17 protein-coding genes are annotated in these 18,428 nt (G+C 44.4%); 7 read left to right on the top strand and 10 right to left on the bottom strand.

What is annotated here, in order from left to right:
* Positions 1-14: 14 nt before the first annotated feature.
* From AC3WS5_RS03540 to AC3WS5_RS03530, 3 genes are read right to left on the bottom strand one after another with little or no spacing between them, the layout of a single operon-like run.
* A complete protein-coding gene (locus AC3WS5_RS03540; protein WP_492465839.1) occupies positions 15-872 on the bottom strand; it encodes an SdiA-regulated domain-containing protein in 858 nt (285 codons plus the stop codon).
* Positions 873-883: 11 nt separating this feature from the next.
* A complete protein-coding gene (locus AC3WS5_RS03535) occupies positions 884-2,053 on the bottom strand; it encodes a Pycsar system effector family protein (protein ID WP_492465838.1) in 1,170 nt (389 codons plus the stop codon).
* Positions 2,050-3,420: an adenylate/guanylate cyclase domain-containing protein gene (locus tag AC3WS5_RS03530; RefSeq protein WP_492465837.1), complete on the bottom strand. Its 1,371-nt coding sequence runs from the start codon at positions 3,418-3,420 to the stop codon at positions 2,050-2,052. Before AC3WS5_RS03530 ends, AC3WS5_RS03535 begins: the two co-directional genes overlap by 4 nt.
* A 345-nt stretch (positions 3,421-3,765) precedes the next feature.
* On the opposite strand from AC3WS5_RS03530, the gene AC3WS5_RS03525 reads away from it, so the two are divergent.
* From AC3WS5_RS03525 to AC3WS5_RS03515, 3 genes are all read left to right on the top strand, one after another.
* Positions 3,766-4,425, top strand: coding sequence for a phosphoglycerate mutase family protein (locus tag AC3WS5_RS03525; protein ID WP_492465836.1), 660 nt, complete (start codon positions 3,766-3,768; stop codon positions 4,423-4,425).
* A 328-nt stretch (positions 4,426-4,753) separates the two neighbouring features.
* On the top strand, positions 4,754-5,095 hold the full coding sequence (locus tag AC3WS5_RS03520) for a hypothetical protein (RefSeq protein ID WP_492465835.1): 342 nt from the start codon (positions 4,754-4,756) through the stop codon (positions 5,093-5,095).
* 166 nt (positions 5,096-5,261) lie between these two features.
* Positions 5,262-6,473: a vitamin K epoxide reductase family protein gene (locus AC3WS5_RS03515; RefSeq protein ID WP_492465834.1), complete on the top strand. Its 1,212-nt coding sequence runs from the start codon at positions 5,262-5,264 to the stop codon at positions 6,471-6,473.
* 137 nt (positions 6,474-6,610) lie between these two features.
* Here the strand turns inward: AC3WS5_RS03515 and AC3WS5_RS03510 are convergent, their stop codons facing one another.
* The 7 genes from AC3WS5_RS03510 to AC3WS5_RS03480 all read right to left on the bottom strand — a co-directional run bounded on the left by AC3WS5_RS03510 (position 6,611) and on the right by AC3WS5_RS03480 (position 14,408).
* On the bottom strand, positions 6,611-8,146 hold the full coding sequence (locus AC3WS5_RS03510; protein WP_492465833.1) for a RagB/SusD family nutrient uptake outer membrane protein: 1,536 nt from the start codon (positions 8,144-8,146) through the stop codon (positions 6,611-6,613).
* A gap of 35 nt (positions 8,147-8,181) precedes the next feature.
* Positions 8,182-11,475 carry a SusC/RagA family TonB-linked outer membrane protein gene (locus tag AC3WS5_RS03505; protein WP_492465832.1) on the bottom strand — a complete coding sequence of 1,098 codons (3,294 nt, stop codon included), beginning with the start codon at positions 11,473-11,475 and terminating at the stop codon, positions 8,182-8,184.
* A gap of 203 nt (positions 11,476-11,678) precedes the next feature.
* Positions 11,679-11,816 carry a hypothetical protein gene (locus AC3WS5_RS03500; protein ID WP_492465830.1) on the bottom strand — a complete coding sequence of 46 codons (138 nt, stop codon included), beginning with the start codon at positions 11,814-11,816 and terminating at the stop codon, positions 11,679-11,681.
* 48 nt (positions 11,817-11,864) lie between these two features.
* Positions 11,865-12,533 (bottom strand): ferredoxin reductase domain-containing protein, encoded by a 669-nt coding sequence (locus tag AC3WS5_RS03495; protein WP_492465829.1) that lies wholly within the window; start codon positions 12,531-12,533, stop codon positions 11,865-11,867.
* On the bottom strand, positions 12,487-13,200 hold the full coding sequence (gene folE, locus AC3WS5_RS03490; RefSeq protein WP_492465828.1) for a GTP cyclohydrolase I FolE: 714 nt from the start codon (positions 13,198-13,200) through the stop codon (positions 12,487-12,489). Before folE ends, AC3WS5_RS03495 begins: the two co-directional genes overlap by 47 nt.
* A 106-nt stretch (positions 13,201-13,306) precedes the next feature.
* Positions 13,307-13,996 (bottom strand): sigma-70 family RNA polymerase sigma factor, encoded by a 690-nt coding sequence (locus tag AC3WS5_RS03485; RefSeq protein ID WP_492465826.1) that lies wholly within the window; start codon positions 13,994-13,996, stop codon positions 13,307-13,309.
* Positions 13,980-14,408, bottom strand: coding sequence for a hypothetical protein (locus AC3WS5_RS03480; RefSeq protein ID WP_492465825.1), 429 nt, complete (start codon positions 14,406-14,408; stop codon positions 13,980-13,982). Before AC3WS5_RS03480 ends, AC3WS5_RS03485 begins: the two co-directional genes overlap by 17 nt.
* Positions 14,409-14,856: 448 nt before the next feature.
* Here AC3WS5_RS03480 and AC3WS5_RS03475 point away from each other — a divergent pair, with 448 nt between their 5' ends.
* The 4 genes from AC3WS5_RS03475 (at position 14,857) to AC3WS5_RS03460 (ending at position 18,389) form a co-directional block, all read left to right on the top strand.
* Positions 14,857-15,642, top strand: coding sequence for an MlaE family ABC transporter permease (locus AC3WS5_RS03475; protein ID WP_492465824.1), 786 nt, complete (start codon positions 14,857-14,859; stop codon positions 15,640-15,642).
* Positions 15,642-16,415, top strand: coding sequence for an ABC transporter ATP-binding protein (locus AC3WS5_RS03470; RefSeq protein ID WP_492465822.1), 774 nt, complete (start codon positions 15,642-15,644; stop codon positions 16,413-16,415). The genes AC3WS5_RS03475 and AC3WS5_RS03470 overlap by 1 nt, the downstream gene beginning before the upstream one ends.
* On the top strand, positions 16,416-17,396 hold the full coding sequence (locus tag AC3WS5_RS03465) for an MlaD family protein (RefSeq protein ID WP_492465821.1): 981 nt from the start codon (positions 16,416-16,418) through the stop codon (positions 17,394-17,396). It abuts the gene before it with no gap.
* 297 nt (positions 17,397-17,693) lie between these two features.
* The gene (locus AC3WS5_RS03460; protein ID WP_492465820.1) at positions 17,694-18,389 is read left to right on the top strand and encodes a VIT1/CCC1 transporter family protein; all 696 of its coding nucleotides are present in this window, start codon (positions 17,694-17,696) and stop codon (positions 18,387-18,389) included.
* Positions 18,390-18,428 lie beyond the last annotated feature (39 nt).

The following is an 18,428-nucleotide window of genomic DNA, read 5'->3' as shown; positions in this document are numbered from 1 at the left end:
TTTTTGGTAGCAACCTATTCATTGGTTTTGTATTTAAACTTCATGATTGTCCCCCGACCGGTCCTGCCCTCATTGGAAATATACAGGTCACCAACTGGTGAAAAACAAATTCCTTCAGGCTGGCTGAATACTTTTCTGCTTAAAGTACGTACATGCCGGACCTTACCACTTTCGTCGATTGTTATCAGCATTCCTTTGCTGGCTGAAATAATATATATTTCATGATCGATCGGATTCACTGCGATCCCTGACGGCCTGAATTCAGTATTGGCCTGCCGGCGGTCAACTACAAATGCAGGATCTTCCTGCAATCTCAGGGTTTGTACATCAAACCGGTAAACTGCCCTCATGTTGTCCAGAGGTTTCTCTGCTTTGATCGATGGCACATCTTTACATGCAATGAGGAGACTATTCCCGCTTTTATCGAATGCCAATCCCTCGGTGTTATTTTTCGATTTGAGGGGAGTTTTTATTTTAATCGTCTCCCGCGCATCACTCTTAAAATCGTTAACCTTGTAAAGGACACCGTTGCTGGCGAGTACCCATGCGATATCCCCTTTAACGGCAATGTCCTCATAATCACCAGGACCACCGAACTTATACATAGCCGACAGCTTTTGTTGCTTCATGTCAAACACATATATAATTCCATTTTCATCTTCAATGCATGCCAACCGATCATTCCCGAGCCAGGATATCCCTGATATCTCCCGGAGTTTTTTATCCATCTTAAATACCTCATCCGGTTTGTTTAAATTGTAATAGAACCCCGCTGCATCTGGTTCCTGGGCTTTTCCCGAGCCCGGTTGACAGGACACGAACAGATAGCAGAAGCATAAACTTACGATGCCGGTTATGGAAACGAGCTTCATAAAAACAAGTTTTACAGAGGAAGGTAAACGAGGATAAATGAGATCACCGAAATGATCAATCCGGCCATAAAGACTCCATAGGAAATACTCAGAAGCTTGTACTTCCGCGCCAACACTTTCCCAAGATGGTATTGATCTCTGATCATCGCAGAGTAAAGACTGGGATCATCGTTAATCAGTTCGTTGATTGATCTTTCATAATCATCGGGATCCATCTTATAAAAATTTCCAAAAAACAAAAGATTGCTGTTTGTCTGTTTTTCGTTTGGTCTTCCTTTGGAAATATTCGGGCGGGTGGAAAGTATTGCCAGAATAATGGTTGCCAAACTGAAACCCAGGAATAAAAGTACGGGCAGGATGAAACCAGGCCTCTCTCCGAAATTCCCAACCATAAAGGCCAATCCAAGTGAGATAATTATGCCATTTATTGAAATCAGTATGTTTGATTTTTTATCGGCAATTGAGCTGAGGTTAATCTGATTCCTGGCGGTGAGCCTGAGCATGGAATCCGCCCCGCGTGAATAGGTTTTGATTTTACCGGCGGCATTCTTTTGAGGAAGAACAATTTTCGTCTCCTGCTCTGTCTTTTGGATCGCCGACTTTAAGGCCGTCAGATTTTTTTCCTTGATACCTGACAATTCGTTACGGCAATAGTCTGTATAGAACTGATGTTCCTGCATAACCCTGATCGATTCTTTTCTGAACTTATTTTTAGAATGGGTTTTGAAACCGAGGTAATTCCACTCCTTACGAAGATTTTTAATAATATCCGGATACGATTCCAATCCCATGTGCATCATATCGGCATCGCATAAAACTGCCTCAAGCTTATTTTTTGGATCATGGGGAATACGGGTCGCGGAAATGCATTCAGTTATCGTTTTAATCAAATCAGCATCCAGCCCCTGATCCCTGAGAAACTCGGTGGCGATGCTGATACTAACTTCTTCGTGGCCTTCATATTTCTGAATGTATCCCACATCATGGAACCATGCGGCAATCACCACGATGTCAAGCTCATCCGTACTGAGGTTTTCATGTCTTCCGATCATGTCTGCCTGTTCTGCCACGCGCCGTGTATGGCTGATATCATGGTAAAACAATCCATCAGGCAGGTTTTCTGTAAGAAGCCGGGTTACATATTTTTCGGTCTCGACTCTTAAGTCTTTTAGATTTTTCATTGCTTCTTTAGTTGATTAATTGAGATATAATTATATATGGAGATCATTTTTTCGCTTCCTTTAACGCTCACTTCTCCGAGGGCATTAAATTCTGTTCGCATGTCTTCGGGCAACCTGGAGATGACTTCCTCAGACACGAGCAGTTCTGTATCAAAATTTTTGGTAAGTCCCTCGATCCGCGAGGCAATGATTACGACGCTCCCGGTTATGGAGTATTGCTTTCGCATTTCTGAACCAATATTACCCGTTACTGCTTCCCCATGATGGAGCCCGATCCCAATCCTTGTGGCGGATACGTTTCCCTTGCTGATTTCAAAATCTTTACGTTTAAGTATCTCCAATGAGGCCTTCACTGCATTGAAACTACTATCGGGATCCGTGACAGGCGCCCCAAAAGTTGCCATAAAGCCATCCCCAAGAAACTGATTGATGATGCCCTGGTTCTCCTGAACAATTTCAATCATAAAACCGAAAAGCTTGTTCAGGTATGCCACCACCTCCCCCGGACTCCTGTGCTCTGAAAAAGAAGTAAAATTTCTTATGTCAAGGAACATGACCGTAACATTTTTTCTTCTTCCCGATAATCCTGTCCTGTCGTTCAGGATTTCCTGCGCTATCTGGGGGGAGATCTGCTGACCGAACAAGTCAATGACGTCGTTCTTTTCTCTGACTGAATTGAGGGAAATAATCATCGTTTTCCTGATCAGGCGTGCAACGAACCCGGAAGAGACAGCGGTGATAATCAGCATAATGCCCAACCCGAAAATCTGAACTTTCGTCTGAAATTGCTCTGAGGTGTCCGTCTGAATTGAGTAGCCCTCAAAGAAAAACCGTTCTAGAGTGTCCGTCTGGGTTGAGTAGCTGTCAAAGACAAATGAAATAAGAATATACTCTGCAGCGGACAAAACCCCTGTAAAGAGTGAAAGCTTAAAGTCAAGTTTCAGTGTGGAAAGAATGATGAATATTAAATATGTTAATGCAACGGGCGAGTGTAGAATGGTAACCTGACCGGAATCTTCTACAATAAATGCCAGCAGCAGGCTTAACAGGGTCACTTCAAAAAAGGCATTGGCGTAACGGGGTACAACCCGGGAATGTTTGAGCGGACCCCTGCGACCAAGCCTGTAAAAATGAAGTATTAGCTCATAAATAACGATGATCACCAGGAAAATCAAAACGGCATGTATGGCCAGGCTCGAATTGAATAGCCGCAAATATTCAGCCTGGTAGAAGAGGTACACTAAAAGAAAAAGAAAACCTTCTAGCGCCAGCAATTTAATAAGAATATTCGTCCTCAACCGCGCACTCGAGTCGATTTCCTGGTGAAACGGATCAGCTAAATCGATCTTATTTTTTGAACTTTTCATGATTTTCGATGCCGCATATTATAACTAATTGAATATAAATCCCTTATAACTACAAAGACTTATTTCTAAACTTTCTAACGGAAAAACCGCTACAAAGTTAGCGAATATTCACTAACTTCAAAAATTATTATGACTTCTTCAAAACTCACAGGCCTGGTAAATCAGATTACGGGAATAATCGAAAAAGCAAATGAACTCGCAGACAGTTACTCGGAACTCATTGAGAAGGTTCATCCAGAATATCGAAAATGATTGATAATATCCTGAAGAGAATGCAATTCTTTCAGAAGAAAAAGCAACTGCTCCTTCCGAGGCTGGCTGATGCAAATAAACTTGAACTTTCCCATGATGCATTTGATATTTAGATTAAGTTTTATAGTTTTCCTGTTTGTACCTTCAACCGGAATGGCGCTTGAAGGCCCGAGAATCTACCTGATCAGACATGGAGCAGTAAATATTGAATCACCCGGGTGGTCCGGGTCCAAGGGTGCCTATGCTTACAGAGTGCGTTATAACAAAGCGCCAATAAGGGATTTCGACCCGGCGGCAACACTGAAAAAAGTCGGCGACCTTTCCTCAATCGATACGATCTTTACCAGTCCACAAGCGCGAGCCATTCAAACGGCCTCCATACTTTTCGGACATAATGCCATTTTGAGAACTAATAATAACCTTATGGAATTTCAATATAAAGTTGTACGATGGCCTCTTGTACAAATGCCTGTGAGAGCATGGCTTGCTACTTCCTTTATAGCATGGAAGGCAGGCAATAACGCTGACTCCTTACCGACCTATCGACAAAGGAAACAATGTATTGAGGTTTATTCAGATGAGTTAATCAGGTATGCGGAGGAGCATGGAAAAACTATAGTCGTTGCGCACGGCATAGTTAATCGTGAACTGATAAAAATACTTAAGAAAAAGGGATGGAAATTGAAAACCAGGGATGGAAACGGTAATCTGTCGGTTAACTGTCTTGAAAAACCCATTGATACGAAAGAATAAAGTCCAGGATGTTCGCCGCCATAGGCTAGCTTCAAAAAGACTTATTTGTTAAACTATCATTTGAGATGGCAATAATTGTCTCTTAAATAGTGATAGCGATAATTTGAAATAGCTATGACTATCCGTTATATCAGTGACAACTATCATTTCAACAAATAACATCCATCACTTAAATAAGCGATGTGTTAAATTTGGATACCTCAAATCAGATATGCTATATTCGCAATTCATTTAACCGGTGTAAAACACAAGAGTACTACCATGCTATAGCATTGTGCAAATACCGGCGAGATTGTTTCACCTATTTTTTACCTTAAAAACACTAAAAATGAAGAAAACTAGCATTCTTTTGGCGGCAGTATTTGCTGTATCAACGTTATTGGTTAGCTGGGTAGCCAGTAGCAACAACGGAGCCGTTGTTTTAAACGATTTTGGCTGTGGTTTATTTGATGGGAATCATAACTTGGTTTGGGCAGACCAAAGCCATGCTGTAATCACTCCATCTGGCAATGGTAACTACACTTGTAGCGTTAAAGACGTGGCCAATCCCACGGGTAGCGCAGTGATTTGGGCTGATGTACCATACTCAACCCCAAATGGCCCGGGCGTTGGACGCATAGTCGTAAGTGCCAGTGGTAATGCAAGCGTTTCTGTTAAAGTAAGACCATAGAAACGCAGACAGCTAATGGCGTTATCAAAAGTTCTTGTAGCTAACGTTTTCTTAGCCGGATAGGGGTGTACCCAATGATGCCGGCAAAGCAGAAGATTAAATGATCGCCGTTAAAAACAAGCACCTGATTAGCTTGAGGGTGCTTGTTTAGTTTTCAAAATAAATTATGAAGAAAGGAGTACCAAAAATTATTTCCATTTCTCTGGCGTTGACTTCAGCGACGGCTTCCTCATTCCTTTTTTTGAAACACCTCCATGCAGGGGGACCGGATGTGTGTTCAACAATATTCGGCAGCACTTGCGATGGGGCACTTAACAGCCCTTGGTCTGAGTTTCTGGGTCTGCCGCTCGGTGGCTGGGGTTTGCTATATTATCTTGGAATGGGCCTGCTGTTCCTTGCGCCGCTGATGTTCGGCAAAGAATTTCAAAGAGTTTCGCATTTCTTAATTTTCCTCTTCAGTCTGTGTGCTTTATTAGCGGGCATTTTCTTTATCAGCCTCATGACAGCACAACCACAACTCTTTTGCCCATTTTGCACGGTCATTCATATATGCAATTTTATTCTCTTCTTTCTGTTCGAAAAAATCAACAAGTATAACGTTAGAGAATTTTTTAATGATGTAAAACTATTTTTTCAGACCGCCTCCATCAGAAAAATATTCTCCGCACCAGTTTTTTGGAAAGCTTTCAGCCTGTTGATCGTTGGGCTTTTTGCCCTCTCCGGATTTTTCGGTTTGCGGGTAATGGCGCTTAAAGCAGCGGCAGCGCAAAAAGTCGATTTCAACACGGTTTTTGCAGATTTCGACAAAGAACCTGTTAGGAAAATTCACATAAACGCCGGCGATGCTGTACTGGGTGATACCTCCAGCCATATGCTAATCACTATTTTTAGCGACTTTCTCTGCCCCGCCTGCCGATTTTTCTCTGCTGAAACGGATAGCATCATTAAGAAATTCAGTAAAGAATGTGCGATTGTTTTTAAACAGTTCCCGTTAAGTACATCATGTAACCCTGCCTTAGAAAAAAACCTGCACCCCGGTTCCTGCGATGCCGCCAAAGCCTCATTGGCCGCAGCACAACAAGGAAAGTTTTTCACTTTCCATCACGAGATTTTCAAAACAGGAGGAAAAGCAAATCTCACGAATATAGCCACAAACATCGGTCTCGATCTGCCGGCTTTTGAAAACTTTCGTAACAGCCCCGAAGCCGCATCCATCCTCCAAAAAAATATACAGGAAGCAAAAGGATTAAACATAACCAGCACGCCGACTGTTTTCTTAAATGGCCGACAAATTAAAGACATCAGAAAGGATGTGGTAACAATGGTTTTAATAAGAGAATTACTCAGAAAAGAGAGTGAACAAAGCAAAACGAACTAAGACACTTAAACAATACCATTCCACAGCATTCTTTCCTTCAATAAATCAATCATCAAATATCTGGAGTTATCACTTTCCTCCCAATAAATTAGAACCGAATTACCACAATGTACAAAAGGATTCGGGACCTGCTAGACTTAATACCCCGGATTCTGATACATTTTGTTAGGGTCCAGTTTGTATTCATCCACTGGAATAGGATAATAATAGTCCTTTACACCAATATTGGACAGCTTGGCTATCCCGTAATCCACCTGATTTTTAGATCTGAAATAGTCGGCAAATTCCTGCGCCGTAAAGGTCCTCAGCAGGTCAAACAACCGCTGGTTTTCAAACGCAAGTTCGACTCTCCTCTCGTGCAAAATGGCAAGTTTCAGATTAGGATACTTCGCTACATAACCTGCATTCAGCATCGCGGTATTATAATCCGCCAGGCCTGCCCGGGTTCTCGCCTGGTTTAGGAAGCTGATAGCAATATCGGTGTTCCCCAGATAGTTGTTCACCTCGGCCAGCATCAATACCACATCGGCGTATCGTAACACAATCCAGTCGTTGCCTCCATAACCATTGGGGCCGGCTGCAGCGGACGTATCCCTGAATTTGGTTATAAACCAGTCGTTGACGGTTTTGTCATTCGCGAACTTCACCGAAAAATCTTTTCTCAAATCGCCGGGTTCATAATCTTTGATGAGATCCAGTTTGGTTACGCCGCCAGCTCCTGTTCCCGATTTCTTAGAGTTGATCTTTTCGCCTTTAGCCTGGTAACTTGCAGCGATTGATGAGTAAAAATTCAGATCTCCCTGTTTGTATTCTATCTGAAACAAGATCTCCGGGTTCGTAAGTTTCCTTTCAACATTGAACACCTCGGCATAAGGTATATCGCTCAGGGTATTGAAGCTCTTCATGGCATAACATGCATCCAGGTATTTTCTCGCCTGGGCTAAGTATTCGTTTCGTTTTCCTGCGTCAAGCGTCAGTGCCATGGTCAGATAGACCTTGCCCAAAAATCCGTTGATCGCTGCCCTGGACACCCTTCCTTTCTCCGATGCGATCCTGGAATTTGGAAGCGTGCTGTTTTCAGCGCCATACTTAAGATCAGCTACGATTGAATCATAGACGATGGATTTTTTCACGCGGAAATTCTGTTCATTTGCCCGTGCAGCGCTGGTAATAGGATGAAGTGTCAGCGGTACATCCCCCCATTTCATGACCAGGTTAAAGTATATAAATGCCCTGATGAATTTTGCTTCAGCAATATAGTTGTTCCTGGTAGCTTCGCTGGCATAGGTAACTTTGTCTGCACCATCAATCACAAAATTCGCACGGGTGATAATTGAATAGAGTGCGAACCAGTGCGTTTTGATGTAAGTGTTGGAGGGCAGCAATGAAAAATCATTGAACTGGAAGGGCTCACCGGCATTGGACTGGTTATCATTCCTGCCTGCGTTATCGGAGCGTTCCTCATTGTACAGAGTGCTGCCCTCACCCACGCCACTGCCGCTTCTCAATGCCTCATAAGCGCCGTTAAGCGCGAGCAATACGTCATTCTCCGTTTGAAAAAAGTCTTTCGTTGGTATTGCATTGGGATCATGCTGCTCCAAAAATGATTTGGAACATCCCAAGGTCATCAAACCCATTAAACAAATAATAACTATGTAAATATTCCTGTTCATCGCTTCTATTTTTAAGATAAACTTTCTGCGGCAGTTTAAAATGTTGCCTTAATTCCAAAATTATAAGCCCGCATTAGTGGATACTTCCCGTAATCCACACCTGGCGTAAGGTTGGCGCCATCATTATAGTCCACTTCAGGATTATATCCCTTGTATCTGGTTATAGTGAAAGGATTGTCGCCAGCAACATAGATCCTGAGGGCCTTAAATGTATTATTAGCTACTTTGGAAATACCCGGTACATTAACACCCAGGGTTATATTTGTACATCTGAAATAGGAACCATCCTGCAGATAAAAAGTAGATAGCCGGGTGCTGTTGCTTTGCGTCCCGCCACGTGAAGCCCGGTAAACCCAGCCATTTCCCGGCTCTGCTTCTGATCTGTACCGGTCTGCAACAACACTATACTGGTTTCCTGATGCCTCCATATTGAAGAGGTAATAGTCTTGCCCATCTAAAACCTGATTACCGTGGGAGCCGTTGAAAGAAGCAGACAGGTCCACAAATTTATAGCTGGCGCGAAGACCAAAACCATAGGTAAACTTCGGATAAGGCGTTCCAATAACCGTTTTATCATTGTCGTCCACAACTCCATCACCATTCACATCCTCAAAATACAAATCCCCGGGCGCCAGAGGATTTGTTGATGCCAGCGATCTCGGCGGGCCCTTCAAAACATATCCCTGTGGGAAAGATTTTGTGGATGGGTTATAATTCCTGTTGTCTTCAGCGATGTTGGCCATATCACTCTGGCGCACCATCCCCTTCACCTTAAATCCATAAAACATGCCAACCGGATATCCTTCCTGCGTAACATGCGTGATATATGAACGTTCAGCTCCCCTTGAATAAATAGTGCTGGCACCTCCCATATTCAATACCTTGTTCCGGTTTAAAGAAAAATTTCCGTTGAAGCCCAGCGTATAATCGTCCTGGTTGATGACCAGCGCGTTCAATTGAACATCAAAGCCTTTGTTCTGCACTTTAGAATTACGCAAATTGGTAAGGTATTGCTGGGCTCCGGAGATACCAGGCAACGACTGATAAAACAACAAGTTGAATGAATTACTGTTGTAGTAGTTTGCTGTAAGCGAAATCCGCTCGTTCAGCAGGCCAATATCAAACCCTATATTCACCTGCTTTGTAGACTCCCAGCCAATAGATGAATCTTTTATTGCTCCCGGGAAGTAGGCCGTTGCAATCACATTACCCCCAAAAATAACACCCCGCGGATCTGCCATCACCTGCTCGGAGTTATAGTTACCGATGTTGTTGTTTCCGGATAGGCCCCAACTTGCTCTCAGTCTGAATGAAGATTTCGAGCCGAACCAGTTGTTATAAAATGATTCTTTTGAAACAATCCAGCTTCCCGCCACAGATGGGAAAGCGCCATACTTATTCGCATTTCCAAACCGGGAGGAGCCATCTGTTCTGAACGCACCGGTTAAGAAATATTTACCCTGATAACTGTATCCCAACCGCGCCAGGTAAGAAATCAGCGACCAGGTTGCTTTGCCGGTTTCGGCATTCAGGGTGAAGTTGCTGGGGTCTGACCCCTTGGCAGTGATTTCCCGGATCGCATCTTTAGTGTACCCCGAAGCGTTTACACTGATAATATCGTTCGACGTTTGCTGCGTTGTATAGCCCAAAAGTCCGTCTATCTTATGATCGCCGATACGTTTGTTGTACGTGAGAGTGTATTCTGCCAGCAGATCCTTCTGTGCAATAGTCCTGGCGGTTGAATACGCTGCGGCGATAGCCTGGGCTGAATAGGGCGGGTAATTACCCGCACTCAGGGAAGTCGGATTATGAAATTCGTATTTCTCATTATACGTTTGATAACCCAGATTTACCTTGAACTGCAACTCTTTCAAAATGTCGTAAGTAGCGAACCCGTTGTAAGTGTTTCTTACTCCCTTACGATTCATTTTAGTTTCTGTAGCCAGTGCAACGGGGTTCTCAATGGTCTGAAATCCGTAGGCGTTTAATGAAGATGCCTCAAACTTTCTCAGTGAGCCATCCTCGTTATAAGCTTTGAAAATGGGCATATATATCAAAGCACCCAAAATAGGGCCCTGATGAAAGCGTCCCTCCCGGGCCTCATCGTTATTAAAATCGGTGAGTGAAAGATTGGTACCCACTTTGAGCCTGGTCGTTACATCAGCATCAATATTAGCCCTGAAATTAATTCTATCCTGCTTCGTGCCCTTCATGATACCCGGTTGATTTAAATAGCCTCCACTGAGGGCATATCGCACTGATTTCTCCCCTCCTGTAAATGAAATATTATGCCGCTGCGTTACAGCATTTCTGTACAACTCATTCTGCCAGTCGGTATTTATGGTTGGTGGCACAAGCTTTTGGTTAGCAAAATCGTATATCGATTCCAGTATACTCACACCACCAGAGTTTCCAACCTTTCGCACCCTGGTGGCGTTATCGTCGGAATACATCGCATCGTTCCATGACAACCCTTTTGCCAGGATCAGATCGCGATAGGTGTTATTCCTGGCATCGATCATCAGCTGCGCAAATTGGTTCGAGTTCAACAGCTTCACTTTTTTTGCCAATTGATTGATACCAACCTGGTAGTCGTAAACCAATGATCCTTTCCCTGCCTTCCCTCTCTTTGTTGTTATCAACACTACGCCGCCGGAAGCTCTGGAACCATAAATTGCTGCGGATGCAGCGTCTTTTAATATATCGATTGTTTCAATATCTTCTGGATTAATAAAAATATTCGTTCCCGCCGGATACCCATCGATCACATATAACGGATCCGAACTCGCGTTTATTGAACCTATGCCCCTCACCCTGATCTTGGTACTTACATACGGTGCTCCGCTAACCTGCAATACTTGAACACCCGCCACCTTGCCCACCAAAGCCTGGCCAACTGTTGGGGTTGATATATTCAGATCCTTCGCCTGAACGCTACTAACTGCCCCCGAAAACTCGGCCCTCTTCACCCGGGTATACCCTATAGCCACTATTTCTTCCAGTGTTCCGCTGATCCTTTGCAGCACGACCGTCAGCCTCGCAGACGCTGACATAAGCATCTCACGGCTCTCGAATCCAACAGCCGAAAAAACGATCGTGGAACCACGCTCTACTTCGATAGAATAAAAACCTGTAGTATCGGTACTGGTACCCTTTACCGACCCTTTCTGTATAACGCTTACGCCTGCAAGGGGCGTGTTCTGGTTGTCGTACACATAACCACTCACCTGTATCTTCTCTATACTACTTCCCGAACTTGCTCCCACAAATGAAAAAATGAATATCCCGATAAAAAGCAGCAGCAATGGCCTTCCCTTTACTTTCCCCATGTTTCTGAATTTGCGGCAAAAGTATTTTCCGAATGTTAACGGCAGGTTAGCGAACAGTTACTGAACTGTTAACAGATAATATTACGATAAAATATATTATTTATTTCGGAGGAAACCGCTGTCCTACTGTTCCTATCTTTATTTAGGGTAATCCGTTCGAGCTCGAAAGCCTTATCAGTAGTGATTCGTATTCGACATACAATTTACAGGACCAACTCCATCAATTGCATGGTGCAAAAGAAATTCTTATTCGCAACAATCTGTTCTTTTTTGCTGAATGGCAACTGAGCAAGAACGGCAATCGGCAGGAACATCAACGCAAATAAAATATATCTTCTCATTCATCAAAATGGTAATGGGATAAAAACATAGGTCCCGACCTGGTTACCCTAAAAAGATTCCCGAACAATTGAATCCGCGCTGACGCCCAGGGTCGCTAATTGCTTTTCCATGGCATCCATCATCGGATCCGGGCCGCATATATAAAAGTACTTTGTTTGCGGAGTGATGTGCTTTTGTATCAAAGCCGCAGTTATAAACCCATGTTCAAAGCCTGGGGAGTCATCCCCTGAAAGTACATTGACGAAATGATCGCCTAATAACTTTTCGAACTCCTCCTTATGAATAATGTCGTCTTTTGTTTTATTAGCAAATAAAAGTTTGTTACCATCGACCTTGTGTTGTGCCTGCAGGGAACGCAGGATGGCTAAAAAAGGCGTAATCCCGGCGCCGCCAGCAATAAAGATACCCGTTCCCTTGTAGTGAATATCGCCAAACACGTCATGCAGGATCAACCGGTCGCCCGGCACCAGTCCCAGCAACTGGTTTGTGACTCCCTGATGCGAGGGATAAGTCTTGATGGTGAACTCCAAAAAACTTTCAGTGGGCAGCGACGTAAAAGTAAAAGGCCTCTTTTCCTCGCGCCAGGGTTCTTTGTCAATGGTTACGTCAACGGCCTGACCGGGTACATACTGTATCTGCGGCGGCTTTTCAGTTACGATTCTTAATACATCATGGGTGAGGTGTGACAGCGAAGTTATTTTTACCGGATATGCCATTGTTCAGATTTTTAGTTCCGTAAAGGAGTGATATAAATTCCGCCCGGGTGTCAGCGTCCCTGAACCGGCCGGAGTAGTTAGACGTAAGTGTGCTACTGTTCGTATCCTTCACACCCCGGGATGCCACGCACAGATGAACAGCGTCCACAATAACCGCCACATTCTCGTGACCCAGCATTTCCTTCAGGCCTGATGCAATCTGCACGGTCAGCCTTTCCTGTACTTGCGGTCGTTTTGCATAGAAATCAACAAGCCGATTGATCTTCGATAGACCAATAATATGCCCATCTGAAAAATACCCTATATGAACTTTGCCAATGAAAGGTACGAAATGATGTTCACAATATGAAAACAAGGTTATATCCTTCTCGATCAGCATCTGATCATACCGGTACTTATTTTCAAACAACCTGGCTTCAGGTTTATTCCCGGGGTTCAGACCCGCGAAGGCTTCTTTTACCATCATTTTTGCCACGCGCTGTGGTGTTCGCTTAAGGCTATCATCATTCAGATCCAACTCCAGAATCCTCATGATCTCCCGGAAGTGCCCGGCTATTTGTCCTATTTTGAGGCTCTCATCCTCCTTTAGTGTATCGTCCGATTTTGCGAGTGGCGCCATATTTATAACCCCACCGTTGTAACTATTGCTCATGTATTCCTCCTTCATTCATTCGTTATTTTTTAGTTCGCGCCTTTTGGCAGTTGATGTTTTTGCCGAATATCTGCCTGTCGGTTTACCTGCCGCAGGCAGGCAGACAGGGATCTCCGCATATTCATTCTCCTGTGTTAGAATCACTTTCCATGCTTCGCTTCATGGCGTTGATTTTTTCCATAACCCTTGCAACGATTCCGTCGCAATAGATCAGGTTAAACTCATAAATCTCCTCCACACTGTAAAATTTTTCCACTTCTTTTCGCAACATCACCCTGGCACGATTCAGCCGTGTCTTTACGTTTACCGGCGTAAGGTGTAGCAGACCCGCAGTGTCCCCGACACTCAACCCGTTCATTTCACGAAGCGCGAACACGATCCGGTAATTAAAGGGAATCTGCTCCAAAGCCTTCTCAATCACGGTGCCAAGTTCCCTGTTGAGGATTCGTCCCACCGGATTTTCCATTTGATTTCCTTCCGTCATAGCGCTCGATTTGATGAGTGTTTCTCCGTCAATTTCATTCGTAAAACTTTTCTTATGTCTTCGTCTGTAACAATTATGCAGCATGATGCCGGTCAGCCATGTTTTAAATGCCGATCGTCCTTCAAACTTTGATAAATTGGTGTAGGCATCGATGAAGGTATCCTGCATCAGGTCTTCCGTATCCTGATGACCAAATCCATAACTCCTGCCTATTTTATACAAGAGTGGATTGTAGCGCCGGATCAAAATTTCAAACCTTGGGGTTTCTCCTCTCAATACTTGGCTGATCAGCTCGCTGTCAGCATTTTTCTCAGACACTAAGTTCATAAGATTTTTTAGCTTCTTTAGATTCTTTTGTTGAATACATTACTGAGATCCTTGCCATTGAATATGCACTAATACACATAACCAGATCTCTTACGGCAACATCCAGGAAATGACCCGCCAGTAACAGATTTAATGCAATACCTGCAAGCCAGGCCGCAACAATCAGGCCACCCAGGTGAGGTTTGGCTAATACGAGCAACCCAGCAATAATTTCTATGACCCCCACAATCATCATGAACGTGTGGGACGGAAAAGGCAGTAATGCCACCAATGTGGGGTGAAGATACTGTTCCCATTGGGTGAGCAAATCCGTGAATTTGTCCAGCCCAGCAACGATTGGAACAACGACAAAGGTCAGGTGCATCAACTGGTACACCGGCCTGATTCCTGATTTAGCTTGAATGGTTTCCATTTCAAATTGATTTTATTTTGAACGATTTACCATATTGGAGTAGGTCAGTGCCGAAAAGGTTACAATTTTTTCGAAATTTTTTTGAAAGATCCTTCGTAAATCGATTTTCCGGGTGTTTTTACTTTCTAAGGCTATAGTTGAATCCGACAGCAGATTAAACAAGCGAAGGACATCATTCGAAAGCACAATTCCGGTAAATCTCTGATAGAATCGGAAGAACATCTGTCAGAATTTTTTAAAAATACCTTTCGCTTTTCAACGAATCGCAATCAAGCACTATACCCGCAACGTACCAGGGCTTTTCCCTGAATCCGCCTACAGATTTACTCTCCGCGGGCGCGGATCTTCTGTCACCTGATTATCTCGCGCTTCACTTTGAATAACGGTGTTTTCCATTATATTGTTTATTTTTAGCCAGTTAAACAACTAGGCGGTCCAGGCTTACAACATGTCTTCAAAAAAGGATTATCTCATTTCAGCAAAAGCTGATGCATTTTTTGCCGATATCGCAAAAATGACAGGTTTTCTGGCGCGATTCCTCAATGAATTCTGGCGCCCGCCGTTTGAAACTAAAGAACTGATCAAGCAATGTTACATCACGGGATATAAATCCGTGGGGCTGATCACGATCACCGGATTCATCACCGGTATAGTGTTTACGAGCCAGTCCCGGCAGCCATTGGTTGATTTTGGCGCCACTTCGGTTTTACCGGCCATTGTGGCTATTGCCGTCATCCGCTCCCTGGCCCCGCTGGTAACCGCGCTGATCTGTGCAGGCAAGGTGGGTTCTGGTATCGGCGCTGAACTGGGCTCGATGCGGGTCACCGAGCAGATAGATGCCATGGAAGTATCTGCGGTAAACCCATTCAAGTACCTGGTGGTAACCCGTGTGGTCTCCACGTCCATCATGATTCCGGTTCTGACCATCTATTTCGGGTTCGTATGTATGCTGGGAGCTTATGTGGATATTTACCAGGCGGAGAGTATTTCCTTCCAGGCATTCGTGGAAGGGTTTTTTCAAAAAGTCAATTTCTTCGACATTGGCTCTGCTTTATTCAGGGCACTTGTTTTCGGTTTTACGATCGGTATCATTGGCAGCTTTTTTGGATATCATACCCAACATGGAACGGAAGGTGTGGGCAGGGCCGCCAATAAATCTGTGGTAATAGCCATGTACCTCCTGTTCCTGGAAGAGATGCTGATCGTAGCTTCCATTCATTTGATCAATAACTGATGCGCAAACAGATTTACCATAGCCATGCAACTCCAACAGTGATTCAGATAGAAGACCTACATAAGGCCTTTGGAAGCCAGGTAGTCCTCAATGGCATTAACCTGACGCTGCATGAAGGCGAAAATGTTGTTGTGTTGGGACGCTCCGGATCGGGAAAATCAGTTTTGATCCGGATCATTGCAGGTCTTCTAAAAAAAGATGCCGGGTCCGTCAGGGTTTTAGGAGAGGAGGTCGCCGAATTAGATCCACGTGAACTGCGTGCGCTCAGGTTGCGCATCGGATTCCTGTTTCAAAACAGTGCGTTGTATGATAGCATGACAGTAAGGGAGAATCTTGAATTTCCTCTGCTCCGGCACAGGAAGGACCTGAGCAGCAGGCAACGGGAAAGCGCCATCCGCAAAACGCTGGAAGATGTGGGTCTTCTGGAAGCCATCGACAAAAGCCCGGCAGAGCTTTCAGGCGGACAAAAAAAACGAATCGGAATCGCGCGTACCCTGATCATGCAACCGGCGATCATGCTGTATGATGAGCCCACGGCCGGACTGGATCCGATCACTTGCACGGAAATCAATGAGCTGATCAACCAGGTGCAGGAACAATACAGGACAAGTTCTATCATCATCACGCATGATTTAGCCTGCGCGCGGGCAACGGGTGACCGGATACTGATGTTGATGGATGGAACGTTCATTCGACAAGGGAGTTTTTCGGAAATATTTAACGGGGAAGATCCAAGAACCCAGAAGTTTTACGATTATAACTTTATACAATAGATGAGAACTACTTCTACACACAGACCTGTACTGCTGGGAATTTTTATTACCGTGGGCATTGTCATTCTTGCCCTTGGCCTGCTAACTATGGCCAAAAAACAACGCACTTTTGGGAGAACACTAACGGCCAAAGCTGTTTTTGCCGATATCGCGGGATTAAAGACAGGAGATAATATCAGGTATTCAGGCGTTAAAGTGGGCATTATCCGTGACATTGTGTTTGTGCCCGGCGGATCAGTTGAATTATTGCTGTCCATCGAAGAGGCATCAGCCAAATTCATCCCGCAGGATGCAATGGCAAAAGTGGGCAACGACGGATTGATCGGGAGCAAGGTTCTGCAATTGTATGGGGGAAAGGATTATAACCACCCGGTGAAAAAAGGTCATGTATTCAAAACGGAGAGTACGGAGTCGCTGGAAGATCTGATCGGCAGTTTTGGGGAGACCAACAAAAACCTGGTACAGCTTACCAGCGACCTGAAACAAATCAGTCATAAGCTGGTTAACGGCGAAGGAGCGATTGGGAAAATGATCAATGATCCGGCGCTTTATACGGAAGTACAACAAACCCTTGGCGTGCTCAAATCGGCGGGTACACATGCTGATAAATTCTCCGCCGACCTGAGTCAGTACACAGCGCAAATGCGGCAACCAGGCACGATGACTTATGACCTGCTGAAGGATACGGTGATCTTTGCACGCCTTCGTTCCGGTGCACGGCAGATAGACGATTTAACGATCTCATCCAGACAAATACTTCAAAAATTAAAAGTCGTAGCCGACAAGCTGTCGGACACAACTAATACGGCAGGATTGATATTACAAGACCCCGGGACGGCCAGGGAGATCCGTTCAACCCTCAGGAACCTGCAATCCGCCTCGGAAAAGCTGGATGAAAATATGGACGCTTTGAAAGATAATTTCCTGTTGAGGGGATATTTCAAGCGCCGGGAAAAGGAAAAGCAGGGTAGCAACAAATAGTGTGGATGGGAACAGTTTATAGCGCTTATTTTATTTAGCAATTGGTTGGAGCTAGCAGTAGATTTGTGTAAGGCTCGACTACCCGCGTATATTTGAACCTCCGGATGTGGGGGGTAACAACAAAGAATGTATTTATTAACGGCCCTCAGCAGTTTTTAGTCTGGCGGGTAATAAGGGATAGCAATCGACCGTGCACAAGGTAATAGTCCCTCTGAGGTTATTGGAAATAACTTTCTGGAGAAAGCCCAAGGCCAGATGAAAGTGGCTCAGGTTATTAATATTATTTAAAATAGGATTATGGATCAACATCTCGAAAAACATTTCACATCCTCGGATCTTGTTAAAGATATTGTCATTGGTATGTCCGATGGCCTGACTGTACCCTTTGCCTTAGCCGCAGGGCTAAGCGGAGCTGTTACCAGCAACGGATTGGTTATAACCGCAGGTGTTGCGGAGATTGTAGCGGGCTCTATTGCCATGGGACTTGGGGGATACCTGGCGGGGAAGACTGAAATTGAACATTACCAGGCCGAGTTGAAAAGGGAATATTCTGAGGTAGAAACGGTCCCGGAGCGGGAAAAGGAAGAGATCCGGGATTTCTTTGGGGGATATGGATTTGATGAGCGATTGCAGCACGAGATATCGGAAGAGCTCGCAAAAGATAAAGATAAATGGGTCAGCTTTATGATGCGTTTTGAACTGGGACTGGAAAAACCCGATGAACGTAGAGCCACAAAAAGCGCACTGAATATAGGGTTAGCGTATGTAGTAGGGGGAATTATCCCTTTGTTGGGATATTTCGTTACGGCTACGCCGCATCAGGGCCTGATTCTGTCGGCAATGATTACTATTGTCTGCCTGCTCGTCTTCGGATATTTCAAAGCTAAATTCACGTCAGACAAAAATCCTTATTATGGAGCAGTTAAAACGGCCTTCGTGGGCATCATAGCGGCCGGCTGCGCGTATCTCATCGCCCGAATGATCAGCGCCTAAATTAGACGATTGAATTACGAATTACGGGAATTACAAATT

This window comes from Niabella sp. CPT15-335-S11, assembly GCF_058792415.1.
The sequence above is the reverse complement of the archived record's forward strand: the minus strand, read 5'-3'. Positions and strand labels throughout refer to the sequence as shown.